This window comes from Ralstonia psammae, from assembly GCF_958405935.1.
In the GTDB taxonomy this organism is placed as follows: domain Bacteria; phylum Pseudomonadota; class Gammaproteobacteria; order Burkholderiales; family Burkholderiaceae; genus Ralstonia; species Ralstonia psammae.
Genome location: NZ_CATZBU010000003.1, coordinates 473813 through 488006, shown reverse-complemented (window position 1 = coordinate 488006; position 14194 = coordinate 473813). Strand labels below are relative to the sequence as shown.

11 protein-coding genes are annotated in these 14194 nt (G+C 66.3%); 5 read left to right on the top strand and 6 right to left on the bottom strand.

Translation table 11 applies throughout. The features are described 5' to 3' along the window. The first annotated feature begins 121 nt into the window (after nt 1-121). Nucleotides 122-2746: a bifunctional lysylphosphatidylglycerol flippase/synthetase MprF gene (gene mprF / locus R2N16_RS08980; protein ID WP_316665417.1), complete on the top strand. Its 2625-nt coding sequence runs from the start codon at nt 122-124 to the stop codon at nt 2744-2746. Then, on the top strand, nt 2743-4518 hold the full coding sequence (locus R2N16_RS08975; protein WP_316665280.1) for a virulence factor: 1776 nt from the start codon (nt 2743-2745) through the stop codon (nt 4516-4518). Before mprF ends, R2N16_RS08975 begins: the two co-directional genes overlap by 4 nt. Here R2N16_RS08975 and R2N16_RS08970 read toward each other — a convergent pair. Beyond that, entirely contained in the window at nt 4515-5480 is a 966-nt protein-coding gene (locus R2N16_RS08970; protein ID WP_316665279.1) for an AraC family transcriptional regulator, read from the bottom strand. The two genes, R2N16_RS08975 and R2N16_RS08970, sit on opposite strands and share 4 nt — an antisense overlap. A gap of 143 nt (nt 5481-5623) precedes the next feature. On the opposite strand from R2N16_RS08970, the gene R2N16_RS08965 reads away from it, so the two are divergent. Next, the gene (locus tag R2N16_RS08965; protein WP_316665278.1) at nt 5624-6487 is read left to right on the top strand and encodes an NmrA family NAD(P)-binding protein; all 864 of its coding nucleotides are present in this window, start codon (nt 5624-5626) and stop codon (nt 6485-6487) included. On the opposite strand, the gene R2N16_RS08960 is transcribed toward R2N16_RS08965, so the two are convergent. The 3 genes from R2N16_RS08960 to R2N16_RS08950 all read right to left on the bottom strand — a co-directional run bounded on the left by R2N16_RS08960 (nt 6484) and on the right by R2N16_RS08950 (nt 9947). Then, the gene (locus R2N16_RS08960) at nt 6484-8205 is read right to left on the bottom strand and encodes a SulP family inorganic anion transporter (RefSeq protein ID WP_316665277.1); all 1722 of its coding nucleotides are present in this window, start codon (nt 8203-8205) and stop codon (nt 6484-6486) included. The genes R2N16_RS08965 and R2N16_RS08960 overlap by 4 nt on opposite strands. Nucleotides 8206-8286: 81 nt before the next feature. Beyond that, nucleotides 8287-8811, bottom strand: a complete 525-nt coding sequence (locus R2N16_RS08955; protein ID WP_316665276.1) for a DUF3761 domain-containing protein — start codon at nt 8809-8811, stop codon at nt 8287-8289. 209 nt (nt 8812-9020) lie between these two features. Continuing rightward, nucleotides 9021-9947 (bottom strand): LysR family transcriptional regulator, encoded by a 927-nt coding sequence (locus tag R2N16_RS08950; RefSeq protein ID WP_316665275.1) that lies wholly within the window; start codon nt 9945-9947, stop codon nt 9021-9023. Nucleotides 9948-10059: 112 nt separating this feature from the next. On the opposite strand from R2N16_RS08950, the gene R2N16_RS08945 reads away from it, so the two are divergent. Continuing rightward, on the top strand, nt 10060-10809 hold the full coding sequence (locus R2N16_RS08945) for an SDR family oxidoreductase (RefSeq protein WP_316665274.1): 750 nt from the start codon (nt 10060-10062) through the stop codon (nt 10807-10809). A gap of 298 nt (nt 10810-11107) precedes the next feature. Here the strand turns inward: R2N16_RS08945 and R2N16_RS08940 are convergent, their stop codons facing one another. Both R2N16_RS08940 and R2N16_RS08935 read right to left on the bottom strand, forming a co-directional pair. Continuing rightward, complete coding sequence (locus tag R2N16_RS08940) at nt 11108-11914, bottom strand: oxidoreductase (RefSeq protein ID WP_316665273.1); 807 nt, start codon at nt 11912-11914, stop codon at nt 11108-11110. A gap of 59 nt (nt 11915-11973) precedes the next feature. Next, nucleotides 11974-13434: an efflux transporter outer membrane subunit gene (locus R2N16_RS08935; RefSeq protein ID WP_316665272.1), complete on the bottom strand. Its 1461-nt coding sequence runs from the start codon at nt 13432-13434 to the stop codon at nt 11974-11976. A gap of 86 nt (nt 13435-13520) precedes the next feature. Here R2N16_RS08935 and R2N16_RS08930 point away from each other — a divergent pair, with 86 nt between their 5' ends. Further along, nucleotides 13521-14135, top strand: coding sequence for a TetR/AcrR family transcriptional regulator (locus R2N16_RS08930; RefSeq protein ID WP_316665271.1), 615 nt, complete (start codon nt 13521-13523; stop codon nt 14133-14135). Nucleotides 14136-14194: the final 59 nt, after the last annotated feature.

Here is a 14194-nt window from a genome sequence, read left to right as displayed (position 1 = left end):
GATACCGTGCGGAGCGTGGGCTTCGACGGTCTGGCTTGCCGCGCTCCCCCCTTGGCGTGCCCGGATTCGCATGTCGATTCGACCAGGCATTTCGCCAAGCCAGCAGGATTTCGTTTTCACCATGCCTGACGCCGCGTCCAACGACGCCAGTCCAACATCACGCCGATCATCGGCCCACACCGCGCCTGCCGCGCCTGCGCGCTCCGACTCGGGCCTTGGTCTCACCGGCTGGATCGTGATCGGTGTGGTGCTCATGCTTGGCGCGCTGGTGTTCGACAGCCTGTATGCGCTGCTCGACCATGTGCATTACGCCGACATGGTCTCCGCGCTGCAGGCCACGCCACGCTCGCACCTGATGCTGGCCGTGCTTGCCACGGCGCTGAGTTACGCCGCCCTGACCGGCTACGACGCGTCCGGCCTGCGCTATGTAGGCGCGCATGTGGCGCCCGCTACCGTGGCCACCACCTCGTTCATTGCTTATGCGCTGGGCAACACCGTCGGCCTCGGTTCATTTACGGCCGGGGCGGTGCGCACGCGCTTGTACAGCGCGGCCGGGGTTGATCCCGCGCGCGTGACAGAGGCGGTGGCCTTTGATGCGGGCGCGCTGGGCGTGTCCACCACGGCCTTTGGTGCGGTCGGGCTGTTGTGGGGCGCGCCGCACATCGCTTCCATTGCGCACTTGCCAGCGGCGTTGCTCGAAGTCGTGGCACTGCTGGTGCTGGCCGGCGTCGTGGCGTTGTTGGTGCTGTGCATGCGGCAGCGCCACGTGACGCTGTTCGGCCGGTGGGAGATCCGCCTGCCGCCGCCGGGGCTGGCCGCGCGGCAGTTTGCAATTTCGGCGGCGGACATGATTGCGGCTGCGGCGGCGCTGTGGGTGCTGATGCCGGCAGGCGCCGTCGATCTGCCGACGTTTGTGGCGTTCTACGCGCTGGCGGTCACGCTGGGGGTGCTGAGCCAGAGCCCGGGCGGCCTGGGCGTATTCGAGGCCGTCATCCTGCTGGGCTGCAGCGGCCAGGCACCGCCGGCTGAGGTGCTGGCGGCGCTGTTGTTCTACCGCGTCATCTACTTCCTGCTGCCGCTGGTCGTGGCCGCCGCCATGCTTGGCGTGTTCGAGCTGCGCTCGGGCGCCGGGGCACCGTTCGGCCGAGCTGCGGTCAAGCTGTCGCCGGGGCTGTTGGCCGCGTTGACGATGGTGGCAGGCGTGATGCTGCTCGTCTCGGGCGTCACCCCCGCCAGCGACGAAGCCGAAGACCTCCTGCGCATGCATGTGCCGCTGTTCGTGGTGGAAGCCTCGCACATGATCGGCAGCGTGGCGGGGCTCATCATGCTGTTTGTCGCACGCGGGCTGCTGCACCGGCTGGATGCCGCGTGGTGGGCCGCGCTGGTGCTGTCGCTGCTCACCGGCGTGCTGGCGCTGCCCAAGGGCATTGCCGTGTCGGAGATGGCGGTGCTGGTGACGCTGGCGGTGCTGCTCGTCATCTCGCGCCGGCAGTTTGACCGGCCGTCGTCGCTGTTCTCGCAGCGGCTGGAGGCGGGGTGGCTGCTCGCCATGGTCTGCGTGTTTGCGGCGTGCGTGTGGATCCTCTTCTTCGCCTACCGCGAGGTGGCCTACGCCAACCAGCTCTGGTGGCAATTCACGTTTGACGGCGATGCGCCGCGCTCCATACGCGCGCTGATGGCGGTGGCCGTGACGGGGCTCGGGTTCGGCATGCGCCAGCTCTTTCGCAAGGAGCCGGGCGTCACGACCTTCCCCAGCGACGAAGAACTCGCCCGCGCCGCCGAGATCGTCCGCAAGCAGCCCGCCGCCGATGCCGTGCTCGCGCTGATGGGCGACAAGAGCCTGCTGTTCTCGCCGTCGGGCAACGCGTTCATCATGTACGCCAAGCAGGGGCGCTCGTGGGTGGCGCTGTCGGACCCCGTGGGCGCGCAGCAGGAATGGCCCGAGCTGATCTGGCGCTTTATCGAAATGGCCGACGCGCACGGGGGCCGCGCCGCGTTCTACAAGACGCGCCCGCAGACGCTGTCGCTGTATCTGGATGCGGGCCTGCGCGCCTACAAGCTGGGCGAAGAAGCCTACGTGTCGTTGCCCGAGTTCAGCCTGAAGGGCTCGCGCCGCGCCAACCTGCGCCACGGCGTCACGCGCGGTGAGCGCGAAGGCCTGTCGTTCGAAATCGTGCCGAAGGCAGACGTGCCCACCGTGCTCGACGAATTGCGCGCCATCTCCGACGAATGGCTGCGCAACCAGAACGCACGTGAGAAGGGCTTTTCGCTCGGCGCATTTGAAGACCGCTACATCCGCAGCCAGCCCGTGGCCGTGGTGCGCCGCGAGGGCGTCATCCTGGCATTTGCCACGCTGATGTGCCCCGACGTGCTGCGCATCGAGGCGAGTGTCGACCTCATGCGTTATCGCAGCGACGTGCCACCCGGCACGATGGATTTCCTGTTCGGCAAGCTCATCCTCCACTTCCAGGCGGAGGGGTATCAGCGTTTCGGGCTAGGCATGGCACCCATGTCTGGCATGGTTGAGCATCAGCTTGCGCCGCGCTGGCACCGCTTCGGACGGATGATGTTCCGACACGGTGCGCGCTTCTACAATTTCAGAGGACTGCGCAGTTTCAAGGACAAGTTCGAGCCGGTGTGGGAAGCCCGCTACCTACTCGCGCGTGGCGGTATTGCGCCGCTATTCACATTGACGGACGTCGCCGCGCTGATCAGTGGCGGCTTGAAGGGAGTGATCTCCAAATGAGTTGGCAAGCACCGCGCACGCAAGAGGCGCGGCATCGGGGAGTGCTACGCGACGCTTTGCGTCGGGGCGCATGTCTGGGCGCGATGGCCCTGACACTGGCCGCGTCGTGGGCTGTGGCCGCCGATGCGCCGGCGGCTGCGCCCAAGCCTGCGGCGCCGGTGCGTGCCCAGGGCTCGGTGTTGGTGCCGCCCGTCGGCATGACCGGAGCCAGCGGCGTCACAGCAGTGTCCCCTCAGGGCGACATGCCGCCGCGCCTGCAGATGAGCGCCGCTGCCGTTACCGCCAACAAGGCCGCCAACGGCGGCGTGCTGTCGCTGCCCGTGGTGGCGCCTCCTACGCCCGCGGCTGCACCGGGCGCTGTCGAGTTCGTCACGCACGGGCGCTTTCGCGATGTGCCGGTCTACAAGCCCAAGGGCGAAATCCGCTCCGTCGTGCTGATGCTCTCGGGCGACCTGGGCTGGACGCCCGCCGCATCGCGCATGGCAGAGGGCCTTGCGCAGCAGGGCGCATTGGTAGCAGGTCTGTCGACGCCCGCGCTGTTCGCCAGCCTGGAGGCAGACGTGGGCGATTGCGCCTTCCCCGACGGCGATCTCGAAAACTTCAGCCGCTTCCTGCAGGCCTACGAGAAGGTGCCGGGTTACTTCCCGCCCATCCTCGTTGGCGACAACGAAGGCGGTGCGCTGGCCTACGCCATGATTGCCCAGGCGCGCCCGAACATCTTCGCCGCAGCCATGTCGATGGAGTTCTGCCCGGTGCTGGAGCTGCGCAAGCCCCTGTGCAAGGGCGAGGGCGTGCACTTCAGCCGCCGCATGAGTGAGAGCCGCACCACCGCCAAGCGCGTCAAGCCGCCCGAGAACGCTGGTGTGGTCCTGTTGCCTGCCACGAAATTGTCGGCGCCGTGGGTGGCGCTGCAATCGGGCACGCTGACGTCGTTTGCGCGCCGCTCCGGTCCGCTGTGCGAAGCGCGTGCCACGCAGGCCTTTATCGATACGATTTCCGGGGCGCAATCGGTGGCGTTGCCGGCCACGGCATCGGTTGCCAATGCACCGCCCGTGACCGCCAGCGAGCCGTTCAAGACCGCCTTTGCCAAGCTCGTTGCACAACGCAAACCGCCGCCGCCGCCGCCACCTGCGGCGGTGTCTGATTTGCCGATCATCGAAGTGCTCGCGCAGCCCGGAACATCATCCGAGCTGTTCGCGGTGCTGCTCTCGGGTGACGGTGGTTGGGCAGGACTCGACAAGGAGGTCGCCGCAGCGCTGTCCAAGTCGGGCGTGCCCGTGGTCGGCATCGATTCGCTGCGCTACTTCTGGACGCCGCGTACGCCGGCTTCTGCTGCGGCCGACATGGATCGCCTCGTGCGTTTCTATGCGTCGCGCTGGAAGAAACAGAAAGCCTTGCTGATCGGCTATTCGCAAGGCGCAGACGTGCTGCCCTTCATCGTCAACCGGTTGCCGGCGGCGTCGCGCGAGCATGTCGCGCTGGCCGTGATGATGGGCCTGGGCAAGCGCGCGGATTTTGAGTTCCACATGACGAACTGGGTGTCGAGCAGCGCGTCCGGCCTGCTGATTCTGCCCGAGGTGCAGAAGCTGCCGGCGGGCCTGGGCATGTGCATCTACGGCAAGGAAGAGAAGGACACCAACTGCCCGGGCCTGGATCCGAAGCAGGTGCAGCTTGTCAAGCTGCCGGGCGGCCATCATTTTGATGGCGACTACGCCAAGCTGGCACGCATCATCCTCGAAGGCGCGCGCGTAGCGGGCAACGCTTCGCGCTAGCCCGTCCGCTCCGAGGTTGACGTGCGTCGCGCAGCCCCGGGCGTCACCCCATTGAACCGCTTGAACGCCCGGCTGAACGCTGCCTCCGACTGGTAACCCAGCCGGCTGGCGGCTTCGGCCAGGGGCACGCGTTCTTCCTGCAGCCAGCCCAGCGCAATCTGCATGCGCCATCGGGCGACGTATTGCATGGCCGATTCGCCCACCAGCCGCGTGAAGCGCGCCGCAAATGCAGAGCGCGACATGGCCGCCTCGTCGGCGAGGGCGTTCAACGTCCAATCCCGTTCGGGCTCGCGGTGGATGCGCGCCATCGCGCGGCCGATCTGCTTGTCCTGCAACGCGCCTACCCAACCGATTCGCGCGGCCGGATCACGCTCGATCCATTCGCGGATGGCAAGGATGACGAGGATGTCCGCCAGCCGCGTCACCATGGTTTCGCCGCCGGGTTGCAGCGTGCGGGCCTCGGCAGCCATGAAACGCAGCGTCTGGTCGATCCATTGCGCGTGCGGCGACTGGCGACTGTCGACGCACAGTGCGGCGGGCAGCAGCGCCGCCAGCCGTTGCGCAGCCGGGTGGCTGAAGCGCACGGCTGCGCAGATCATCTGCGCGGGCTCGCCGCCGCCACCGTGGCGCAGCACCTCGTAGCGCTCGCTCATCAACTCGCGCGGCAGGTCGAACAGGCCGGCGGAGGCCACGCCCGGCTGGCTGGTCAGCCTGTGCCCCGTACCGCGCGGCACGATAGCCAAGTCGCCAGCGCTGAGCGCGCGGGGCACCTCGCCATCCAACTCCAGCCAGGCGCGGCCGCTGGCCACCACGTGCAGCATCATGCAATCGGGCATGGGCGGGAGCGCGAGCCCCCACGGCGCAGAGAATTCCGAGCGGCAATAGAACATGCCGGTCATGCGCAGGAAGTGCAGCGCTTCGCCTAGTGGGTCGACGTGGGTCCAGGGGGCGGGCGTATTCATGGTGGCAGCCGGTTTGAGGACAGGCGCATTCTGCGCTGTTCTGGACGATCGAGCATGAATGGCGGACGCCCAATCACGCCAGGAACGGCGCGTCTTTCCATACTGGAGGCGTTTTCCACCCCCATGCCTTCAGGAGCGCCACCATGCCGATCGTCCCGTCTTCCCGCATCTTCCCTGTCTCTTCCGTCCTCGTTCTTGGCGCCACCGGCAAGACCGGCGCACGTGTCGCCCAAGGCCTGCGTGCCCGCGGCGTGGTCGTGCGGGAGGGCTCGCGCAGTGCCAGCCCCGCATTCGACTGGGAAGACTCCGTCACCTGGCGCGCGGCGCTGGCCGGCGTGGAAGGGGTCTATATAACCTACCAGCCGGACTTGGCCGCGCCGGGTGCCGAGGCGGCCATCGCGGCGTTCGTCGATGCGGCCAAGGCGGCCGGCGTTCGCCACCTTGTGCTGCTCTCTGGCCGAGGCGAGCTGGCCGCACAGCACTGCGAAGCCATCGTGCAGAACAGCGGACTCGCCTGGACGGTGCTGCGGGCCGCCTGGTTCAACCAGAATTTCAGCGAAGGCCATCTGCTTGAGCCTGTGCTGGCTGGCGTGCTTGCGCTGCCCGCCGGCAATGTCGCCGAACCGTTTGTGGATGCCAATGACCTGGCCGATGCCGCAGTCGCTGCCTTCACAGATGTGCGCCACATTGGCCAGTTGTACGAGCTGACCGGCCCGCGCGCGCTGACATTTGCGGAAGTGGCCGACATCCTGAGTGGTGCCCTCGGCCGCGACATCCACTATCAGCCGATGGAGACAGGCGCGTATGTCGACATGCTGTCTGACTACGTGCCGCGCGAGTTTGCGGAATTTCTAGGCAAGCTGTTCAGCGAGGTGCTGGATGGCCGCAATACGCAGGTGGCCAATGGCGTGCAGCGGGCCTTAGGGCGGGCGCCGCGGGATTTTGCCGACTATGTGCGGGACGCGGCGACGGCTGGCGTCTGGAATGCGGCAGCGTTGTCGAGCTAGGCACCGACCTGCGTGTCGGCAGTTGCGGCCAACGACTGCACACACTCATCCACACTCAGCTCGTGCAGCATCTCGGGGCGCAGCGTGTCGTCGGCCGCGCGCTGCAGCACGGTCAGCGCCCGCGGCTTGAGCCGCACAAACATCAACTGCAGGCCGCGCGCGGCACATTCGGCGGCAAAGATGCGCAGCGCTTCGATGGCCGAGCCGTCCACGTCCGGCGTTTCTTCCAGACTGAGCATGATGGCGCGCAGGGCGGGCTCGTGCGGCTGTTGCAGCATCGCGCGCACCGTGCCCAGCACGCGTTCGGTGTTGGCGAAGAACAGGGGAACTTCGGGCCGGACGATCAGCACGCCGGGCACAGGCTTGGCTTCCGGGTGCAGAGACACATCGACGAAATCGTGGCTCTCGCGCAGGCGGCCGAGCACACTCACGTTGGGCTCGGAGAGCTGGCGCAGGGTCAGCAGCAGGCTCACGCCAATCGCGGCCAGGAGCCCATGCAGCACGCCCAGCACCAGCACGGCGAGCAACGCGGCGATCACCACTAGCCGGTCGCGGCGCCAGGCCCAGTACGGTTTGAAGACGGCCGGATGGAGCGAGTGGCTCACCGCAAAGATCACGATGGCCGCCAGCACCGGCTCGGGAATGCGCGCGAGCTGCGGTAGGAACAGCCACACGATCAGCGCCACCACGGCCGCTGCGCACAGTCCGGCCAGACGCGATTGCGCGCCCGCTGCTTCGTTGGCAGACGTGGCTGAATACCCGGCGCCGACGGGCATGCCATGCAGCAGGCCCGAGAGCAGATTCGCGCAGCCCAGTGCGACGAGGTCACGGTTGGCCGAGATGCCATCGCCGTGCTTGAGCGCGAAGTTGCGGATCGAGCCATACGACTCTGCGTAGAGGATCAGCATCAGCGCAAAGCCGAGTTCGGCGCTTTGCATCCATTGCGTGCGGCCCAGGTCGGGTACCCCGAAGCTGATGTTCTGCAGGTCGATATGGCCGACCACGGCAATGCCATAGGTGTGCCAGTCGATCCAGTAGCCCGCCGCGATGGCCAGCACGATGACCACCAGCGTGGCCGGAATACGCCCCCAGCGCCCCAGGCCGAAGAGCAGGGCGAGTGCGACCGCGCCCAATGTCGTGCTGTACTGGTTGGCACTGGCCGCACTGGTGATCAGATCCAGCGCAACGCGTGGCGTGTCGCTGTGGTGCACCGTCACGTCGAGGATCTTGGGCAACTGTTTGATGGCAATCGTCAGCGCCAGCCCGAACGTAAAGCCGCGCAGCACCGGCCGCGCGATGAAATCCGACATGCCGCCCAGCCGCGCCGCGCCCGCCAGGATGAACAGCACCCCCGTCGCGATGATGAGCGCCGCCGCCATCGTGAGCGCCGTTGCGCCGCTGGCACCAGGCTCCGAGAGCACCGTCGCAAACAGCACGGCGGCCGACGACGAGGTGGCCGAGACAATGGCAAAGCGGCTCGTGCCGACCAGCGAATAGACCACCAGGCCGCACAGCAATGCGATCAGGCCGGCCTGTGGCGGCAGGCTGGCGATGCCTGCATAGGCAACGGCTTCGGGCAGCAGCAGGCCCGCAATCGAGAACCCCGCGATGACGTCGCGCACCACGCGCTGCTGTGGCGGTTGGGGCGGCACGCCCAACGGGGCGAAGCTCTCCGGGTGTTGCAGGGCGGCGGCGGGATGTTCGTTGCTGGGGGGCATGCGATGCGGTGATCCGGCTGAAATGGACGACGCCGCGACCCGGGTGTGGGCCGCGGCGTGCGGGTGGGCTTCAGGCGTGTGTTACTTGGTACAGGCCTTGTTGCGGCTTGGGCGCATACCAGCGGCCTTGGCGTCGGCTTCGGTCATGTATTCGCCTTGCTTGGTCTTGCCGTAGTAGCGATCGCCCGGGCAGTGGTAGATCTTCGTGCTGGCATTGGCCCATACCTTGTCGGGGCCGCCGCCGGGCGCAACGGTGGCGGCAGCGGCAGGCTTGGCAGGCGCTGCGGCTGCAGGTTTGGCTGCGGGTGCCGGAGTCGGTGCTGCGGCAGGCGCAGCGGGCGCGGCAGCCGCGGGTTTGGCCGGGGCCGGCGCGGCAGCTGCTGCCGCGGGCGCCGCACCGCCTGCGCTCGCTTTCTTGTCGACACCGCCATGGCCGCGGCAAGCGCCCTTGAGCGTCGCGCCGCTGTAGGGCGTGCCGTCCTTGCAGACCGCGTGGACGGCCGCCGGAGCCGCTGCCGGTGCGGTGGCGGGTGCGGCGGTGCCTTGTGCAAACGCCGAGCCCATCACCAGCGCACCCATTGAAAACATCAACGCAGACAGTTTCATAACGAGACCCTCAACGAGGCACGGAGATACGTGCGTGACCGATTAACGCCGGCCGGCAGCGCGCGTTGACCGATCCGAGGGTTTGTCAGAAGACAAACGCTGCAACATTGATCATTCCGCAACAGTCGGCGTCGCTTGTGGTGCGCTGACACGCGATGCGGCGTCGGCGCCATCCCAGCATAGGCAAGATCACACGGCCCGGCGAAGTTTCAGGCGAATGCGTCGATGCCCTGTACCAGCCGCTTGGCCAGACGGGGCTGCCGTAGCTGCTCGAGCCACCATTGGAGTGCGCGGCCTTCGCCGTCGACACCGCCGCTGCGCCAGCCGACATAGAGCAGGTTCGGCTCGCGCGGATCGGTGGTGCGTTTTTCCACCAGCTCCCCGCGTGCGAGCAGTGACGCCACGCGGTGCCTCGGCAGCCAGCCAACGCCCAGGCCGTCGCGCTGGGCGAGCGTCTTGGCACGCATGCTGGGCACGGCCAGCGTCGGTTGGCCGCTGAGCATGCCGTAGGCGCGGCCGGCGGTGGTTCGCGCCGAATCGGCCACCACCACGGCGCGGTGCCGCGCGATTTCCTCGCGCGTGAGCGGGGCCTCGATGGCAGCCAGCGGATGCCGTGGCGACACAGCAAACACCCACTCCACCACGCCCAGCTCGAACCACCCGAGGTTGGGGATGGACGGCGGCTCGTTGGTCGCCCCGATGACGAGATCGGCGCGGCCATCGCGCAGTGCCTCCCATGTGCCGGCCAGCACTTCGTGCGTCACGCGCAGCGCCACGCCCGATTGCAGCGCGTCGAACGCGTGCATCACAGACATGAGCGATTCGAACTCCAGTAGCTCGTCCGTCACGATCCACAAGCGGTCTTCCCAACCGTTGGCCACCTGCCGCACACGCTGCGTCACGCGCGACACATCCTGCGCCAGCCGCGCGGCTTCTTCGGTGAGGAGCAGCCCGGCACGCGTGAGTTGCAGCCGGTAGCGGCGCCGATCAAACAGCAGGGCATCGAAGCGCTGCTCCAGTTGCCGCGCGGCGTACGACACGGTCGACGGCGCCTTGCCCAATTGCGCTGCCGCGCGCGACAGGCTGCCCGTCTGGCGGATGGCTTCCAGCAAGGCCAATTCTTCGTCCGTCAACATGTGCAATTCCTTCGAACGTGTTCATCGTCAGGATCGTATGGCAAACCGCTTGACCGCGTCCACACTGCAGTCACGCGATTGTTCAAGTTCAACTTTCCTACTGGAGGACATCATGAATCGCTTCGAAGGCAAGACCGTTCTGGTCACGGGGGGCAACAGCGGTATTGGCCTGGCAGCCGCCCAGGCATTTGCGCGGGAAGGCGCTCGCGTGGTCATTACCGGCCGTGATGCGGCAGCGCTGGAAATGGCGCGCGCCACGCTGGGTAACAACGCCATCGCCATCCGCAATGAAACCGGCACCGTGGCCGCCGCGCGTGAGCTGACCCGCCAGCTGCAGGAGGCCGGCGTGCGTCTGGACGCCGTGTTCATCAACGCCGGCATGGCCAGGTTTGCTGCCGTACCGGACGTGGACGAGGGGCTGTGGGATGCCACCTTCAACGCCAACGTGAAGGGTGCGTTCTTCCAGATTCAGGCGCTGCTGCCCATCCTCAACCCGGGCACGTCGATCGTGCTGAACGGTTCGATCAACGCCCATATCGGCATGCCGAATTCGTCGGTGTATGCGGCGAGCAAGGCTGCGCTGATCTCGCTGGCGAAGACGCTGTCCGGTGAACTGATCGCCTCGGGCATCCGCGTGAATGTGGTGAGCCCCGGTCCGGTGACGACACCGCTATACGGCAAGCTCGGGCTGGATGCCGATACGCTGGCTGCCACGGCCGCGCAGATCCAGGGCCAAGTGCCGCTGGGCCGCTTTGGCCGGCCGGACGAGATTGCATCGACAGTGCTGCATCTGTCGGCGCCGGAATCGGCCTTCATTGTCGGCACGGAAATCATTGCCGACGGCGGCATGAGCCAGCTTTAAGCCCATCCATTGGCCTCGGTGCCTGACTTGGCGGCAAGCGCAGAGGGACGTTCCCTTGAGCGCAGGGCTTTGCCGGCGTCGTTGGGCCGGGCGTCATTGTGGTTGGCATGAGCGAGCGGGTTTCTCAAGCCCGCTCGCGGGCCGTCGCGGTATGCGGTCTTCACTATTCAGGATGTTTTCTGACCACACATCCCATGTCTTGACGCGTCATGAGCTTTGTTGAGTTTTTGCGTGACCATCACAAGGGCGCTCATGTCTCCGATGGTGCGCGTGCCGGAAGCGTTCGGGGCAATGCGCTTCAGGAGAGTCCGAATGTCTTCCTCAGGCCCGAATCGACGGGGCCAGCGGGCATGAAGCGGCGCAGCTTGCGCAAAAGAGAGGCTTCGCCTTTGGGGGTGCGACGCATCTTCCATGCACCCAAAGCGGCGTCGACGATCGTGCTGGCGACGCCATCGGGGTCCGGTGCCTTTTGGACATTCGTTTGAATGGCCTGGGAAACCACGCCGCGCTCAGCGTCGTAGGCGGCTACCTTGGAAGCTGCGAGGGGCGCATTGGCATCCAGGCTGGTCTTGGTAAATGAGGGTTCGACAAGCGCCACGCGGATGCCGAACTTGCGCACCTCGTGGTCCAGCGTCTCGGACATCCCCTCCACCGCGTGCTTGGATGCCGAGTAGAGCCCCATGTACGGTGCCGGTAGAAAGCCGAGCACCGAACTGATATTCACGATGCGTCCCGAGCGTTGCGCGCGCATGTGCGGCAACACGGCTTGCGTGGTGCGCAAGACGCCAAACACGTTGGTGTCGAACAGCGTCTGGGCCTCGGCAACTGACGTTTCTTCGGTCGCGCCGAGCAGGGCCACGCCTGCACTGTTGACCAGCACATCGATGCGTTGAGCCTGCCTGATGATGGTCTCGATTCCCTGCTGAACCGAGGCTTCATCGCGAATGTCCATCTGGACCAGTTCAACACCGGCGATCGGCTGCGTTCGTGCAAGGTTGCGCACGGTGCCGAATACGCGGCATCCCCGCAGGGCAAACTTTGCGGCGGTGGCGCGGCCGATGCCCGAGGACACGCCGGTAATCACAACAACTTTGGAATTCGACATGGCAGATTCTTTCTGTATGGGTGAGCGGGAGCTGCGTTAAATCGGTTCTTGCGAAGCGTCTATTTGCTTGCAACGGCGGTCGAGGGATCGGGCTGCCAGCCGCCGCCCAACGCCTTGAAGGCTGCGACGGCAGCACGTGCCGATTCCGTTTGGGCCTGGGCGCGCGCGTCGGACGCACGCAACAGGCTGTCGTCTGCCTGCAGGACTTCGATGAGGCTGACGACGCCTTTTTGATACGCGGCAAACGAAGCATTGCGCGCCCGACTGAGCGAATCGACGCCTTGCGTGAGCACGGTCGCCTGCTCCTCGCGCTTGACCAGGGCAGAGAAGGCGTCCTCCACATCTTCCGTGGCGCGCAGCACGGCGAGCCGGTAGGCGGCCAGCATTTCGGCCTCTTGCCCCTTGGCCTGATCGATCTGCGCGTTGATGCGGCCGAAGTCGAACAGGCGCCAGCGCAAGCCCAGTACGCCGGCAAATTGGCTGGCACCGCTGCCGAACAGGCTTCCGGCCCCCACCGATGTGGCGCTGCCCAGCAGGCCGCCGAGCGAGAACTTCGGGTAGTACTCGGCAATGGCGACACCGATGCGCGCGTTGGATGCCGCCAGGCGGCGCTCGGCGACGATGAGGTCAGGGCGGCGCCTCAGCAATTCACCCGGCGATCCGCCGATCGCAATTTGCGGAGCGGCCGGAATGTCACCGCCCTGTGCAAGCTCTGCCCGGTGCGTGCCCGGCAGCGAGCCCAACATCACGTCCAGCGCGTTCATCGCCGCATCGAGGCCCGTCTCAAGCTGCGGGATGGACGCGCGCACCTGAGCGAGCGCGCCTTCAGCCTGCCGTACCTGCAGCTCGGCCGCCAAGCCTTTGCCATACAGCAGGTTGATGGTGGAGAGCAATTCCTCCTGCGTCTGCACTTGGTGACGCGCCACCCTCAGGCGCGTTTGCAAGCCGCGGATCGTGATGTAGATATCGGCAGTCTGTGCGGCCACGGCCAGCCGTGTGGCGACTGCCCCCGCCTGCGAGGCCTGGTAATCCGCCAGAGCCGCCTCACGGCCGCGGCGCAGTCCGCCGAACACGTCCAACTCCCAGCTTGCGTTGGCGTCGGCTTCAAACGCGTTGCCGTAGCGATCGAAGCCAGGCCTTGAATTCAACACGCGGCCTAAAGGCGTTTCGACGGATTGGTACGCACGCGCTGCCTGGCCCGTGACATTGCCGGAGGGCAGCAACGCGGCATTCGCGGCGCCCAGGCCCGCACGGGCTTGCGTGACGCGGGCGAAGGCCTGTGCGAGGTCCAGGTTCTGCTCCAGCGCAAGCTGGACGAACCGCGTGAGCTGCGGATCGCCAAAGCCGGCCCACCACGCGGACAGATCGGGGGCCGCATTCGCAGTTCGCTGCTCAATGGCCGTCTCGCCCTGGAATCGTTCGGGAATCGGCGCATCAGGCTTCACATAGTCCGGGCCGACAGCGCACCCGGTGGCGAGGCTGACAACGAGCAGGGCCGCGAGGGAGTGTTTTGGCAACATGGGAGACTTCCATCGGATTTTTGGTGACTATAGTACAAAATGGTCACAAGTTGTTCAACTATCGCGACTCGCGTAAGCTGGAGCCCATGAAGACCACTCCTTACCCCGTCTCCGCCCGCGGCCCGGCGGACCACGACGTGCGAGACCAGATCGTCGCCGCCGCCACCGAGCACTTCAGCCGCTACGGCTACGAGAAGACTGCCGTGTCCGATCTGGCCAAGGCCATTGGCTTTTCCAAGGCCTACATCTACAAGTTCTTCGAGTCCAAGCAGGCCATTGGCGAGATGATTTGCGCCAACTGCCTGCGCGAGATCGAGGCCGACGTGAGTACTGCCCTGGCCGAGGCAGACTCGCCCCCGGAGAAGCTGCGCCGCATGTTCAAAGCCTTGACGGAGGCCAGCATTCGGTTGTTTTCTCATGACCGCAAGCTGTACGAGATCGCGGCTTCGGCAGCGACGGAGCGCTGGCAATCGGTGATCGCCTATGAGGGCCGCATCCAGACGTTGCTACGCGAGGTGCTGCAGGAAGGGCGGGAGACCGGAGACTTCGAGCGCAAGACGCCGTTGGACGAGGCGGCGGCGGCGATCTACCTCGTCATGCGCCCGTACATGAATCCGTTGCTTTTGCAGTACAGCTTTGACTACACGGAGACGGCGCCGGGGCTGCTCTCCAGCCTCGTGCTCCGAAGTCTTTCTCCCTGACACGCAGATTTTTTCACTGTGACCATTGACTAAAATGGTCACAAGAACAAGAATGAAAG

What these genes read in the sequence shown, in the direction of transcription:
- mprF (WP_316665417.1), top strand. Translation starts at nt 122, where the DNA reads ATGCCTGACGCCGCGTCCAACGACGCCAGTCCAACATCACGCCGATCA.
- R2N16_RS08975 (WP_316665280.1), top strand. Translation starts at nt 2,743, where the DNA reads ATGAGTTGGCAAGCACCGCGCACGCAAGAGGCGCGGCATCGGGGAGTG.
- R2N16_RS08970 (WP_316665279.1), bottom strand. Translation starts at nt 5,480, where the DNA reads ATGAATACGCCCGCCCCCTGGACCCACGTCGACCCACTAGGCGAAGCG.
- R2N16_RS08965 (WP_316665278.1), top strand. Translation starts at nt 5,624, where the DNA reads ATGCCGATCGTCCCGTCTTCCCGCATCTTCCCTGTCTCTTCCGTCCTC.
- R2N16_RS08960 (WP_316665277.1), bottom strand. Translation starts at nt 8,205, where the DNA reads ATGCCCCCCAGCAACGAACATCCCGCCGCCGCCCTGCAACACCCGGAG.
- R2N16_RS08955 (WP_316665276.1), bottom strand. Translation starts at nt 8,811, where the DNA reads ATGAAACTGTCTGCGTTGATGTTTTCAATGGGTGCGCTGGTGATGGGC.
- R2N16_RS08950 (WP_316665275.1), bottom strand. Translation starts at nt 9,947, where the DNA reads ATGTTGACGGACGAAGAATTGGCCTTGCTGGAAGCCATCCGCCAGACG.
- R2N16_RS08945 (WP_316665274.1), top strand. Translation starts at nt 10,060, where the DNA reads ATGAATCGCTTCGAAGGCAAGACCGTTCTGGTCACGGGGGGCAACAGC.
- R2N16_RS08940 (WP_316665273.1), bottom strand. Translation starts at nt 11,914, where the DNA reads ATGTCGAATTCCAAAGTTGTTGTGATTACCGGCGTGTCCTCGGGCATC.
- R2N16_RS08935 (WP_316665272.1), bottom strand. Translation starts at nt 13,434, where the DNA reads ATGTTGCCAAAACACTCCCTCGCGGCCCTGCTCGTTGTCAGCCTCGCC.
- R2N16_RS08930 (WP_316665271.1), top strand. Translation starts at nt 13,521, where the DNA reads ATGAAGACCACTCCTTACCCCGTCTCCGCCCGCGGCCCGGCGGACCAC.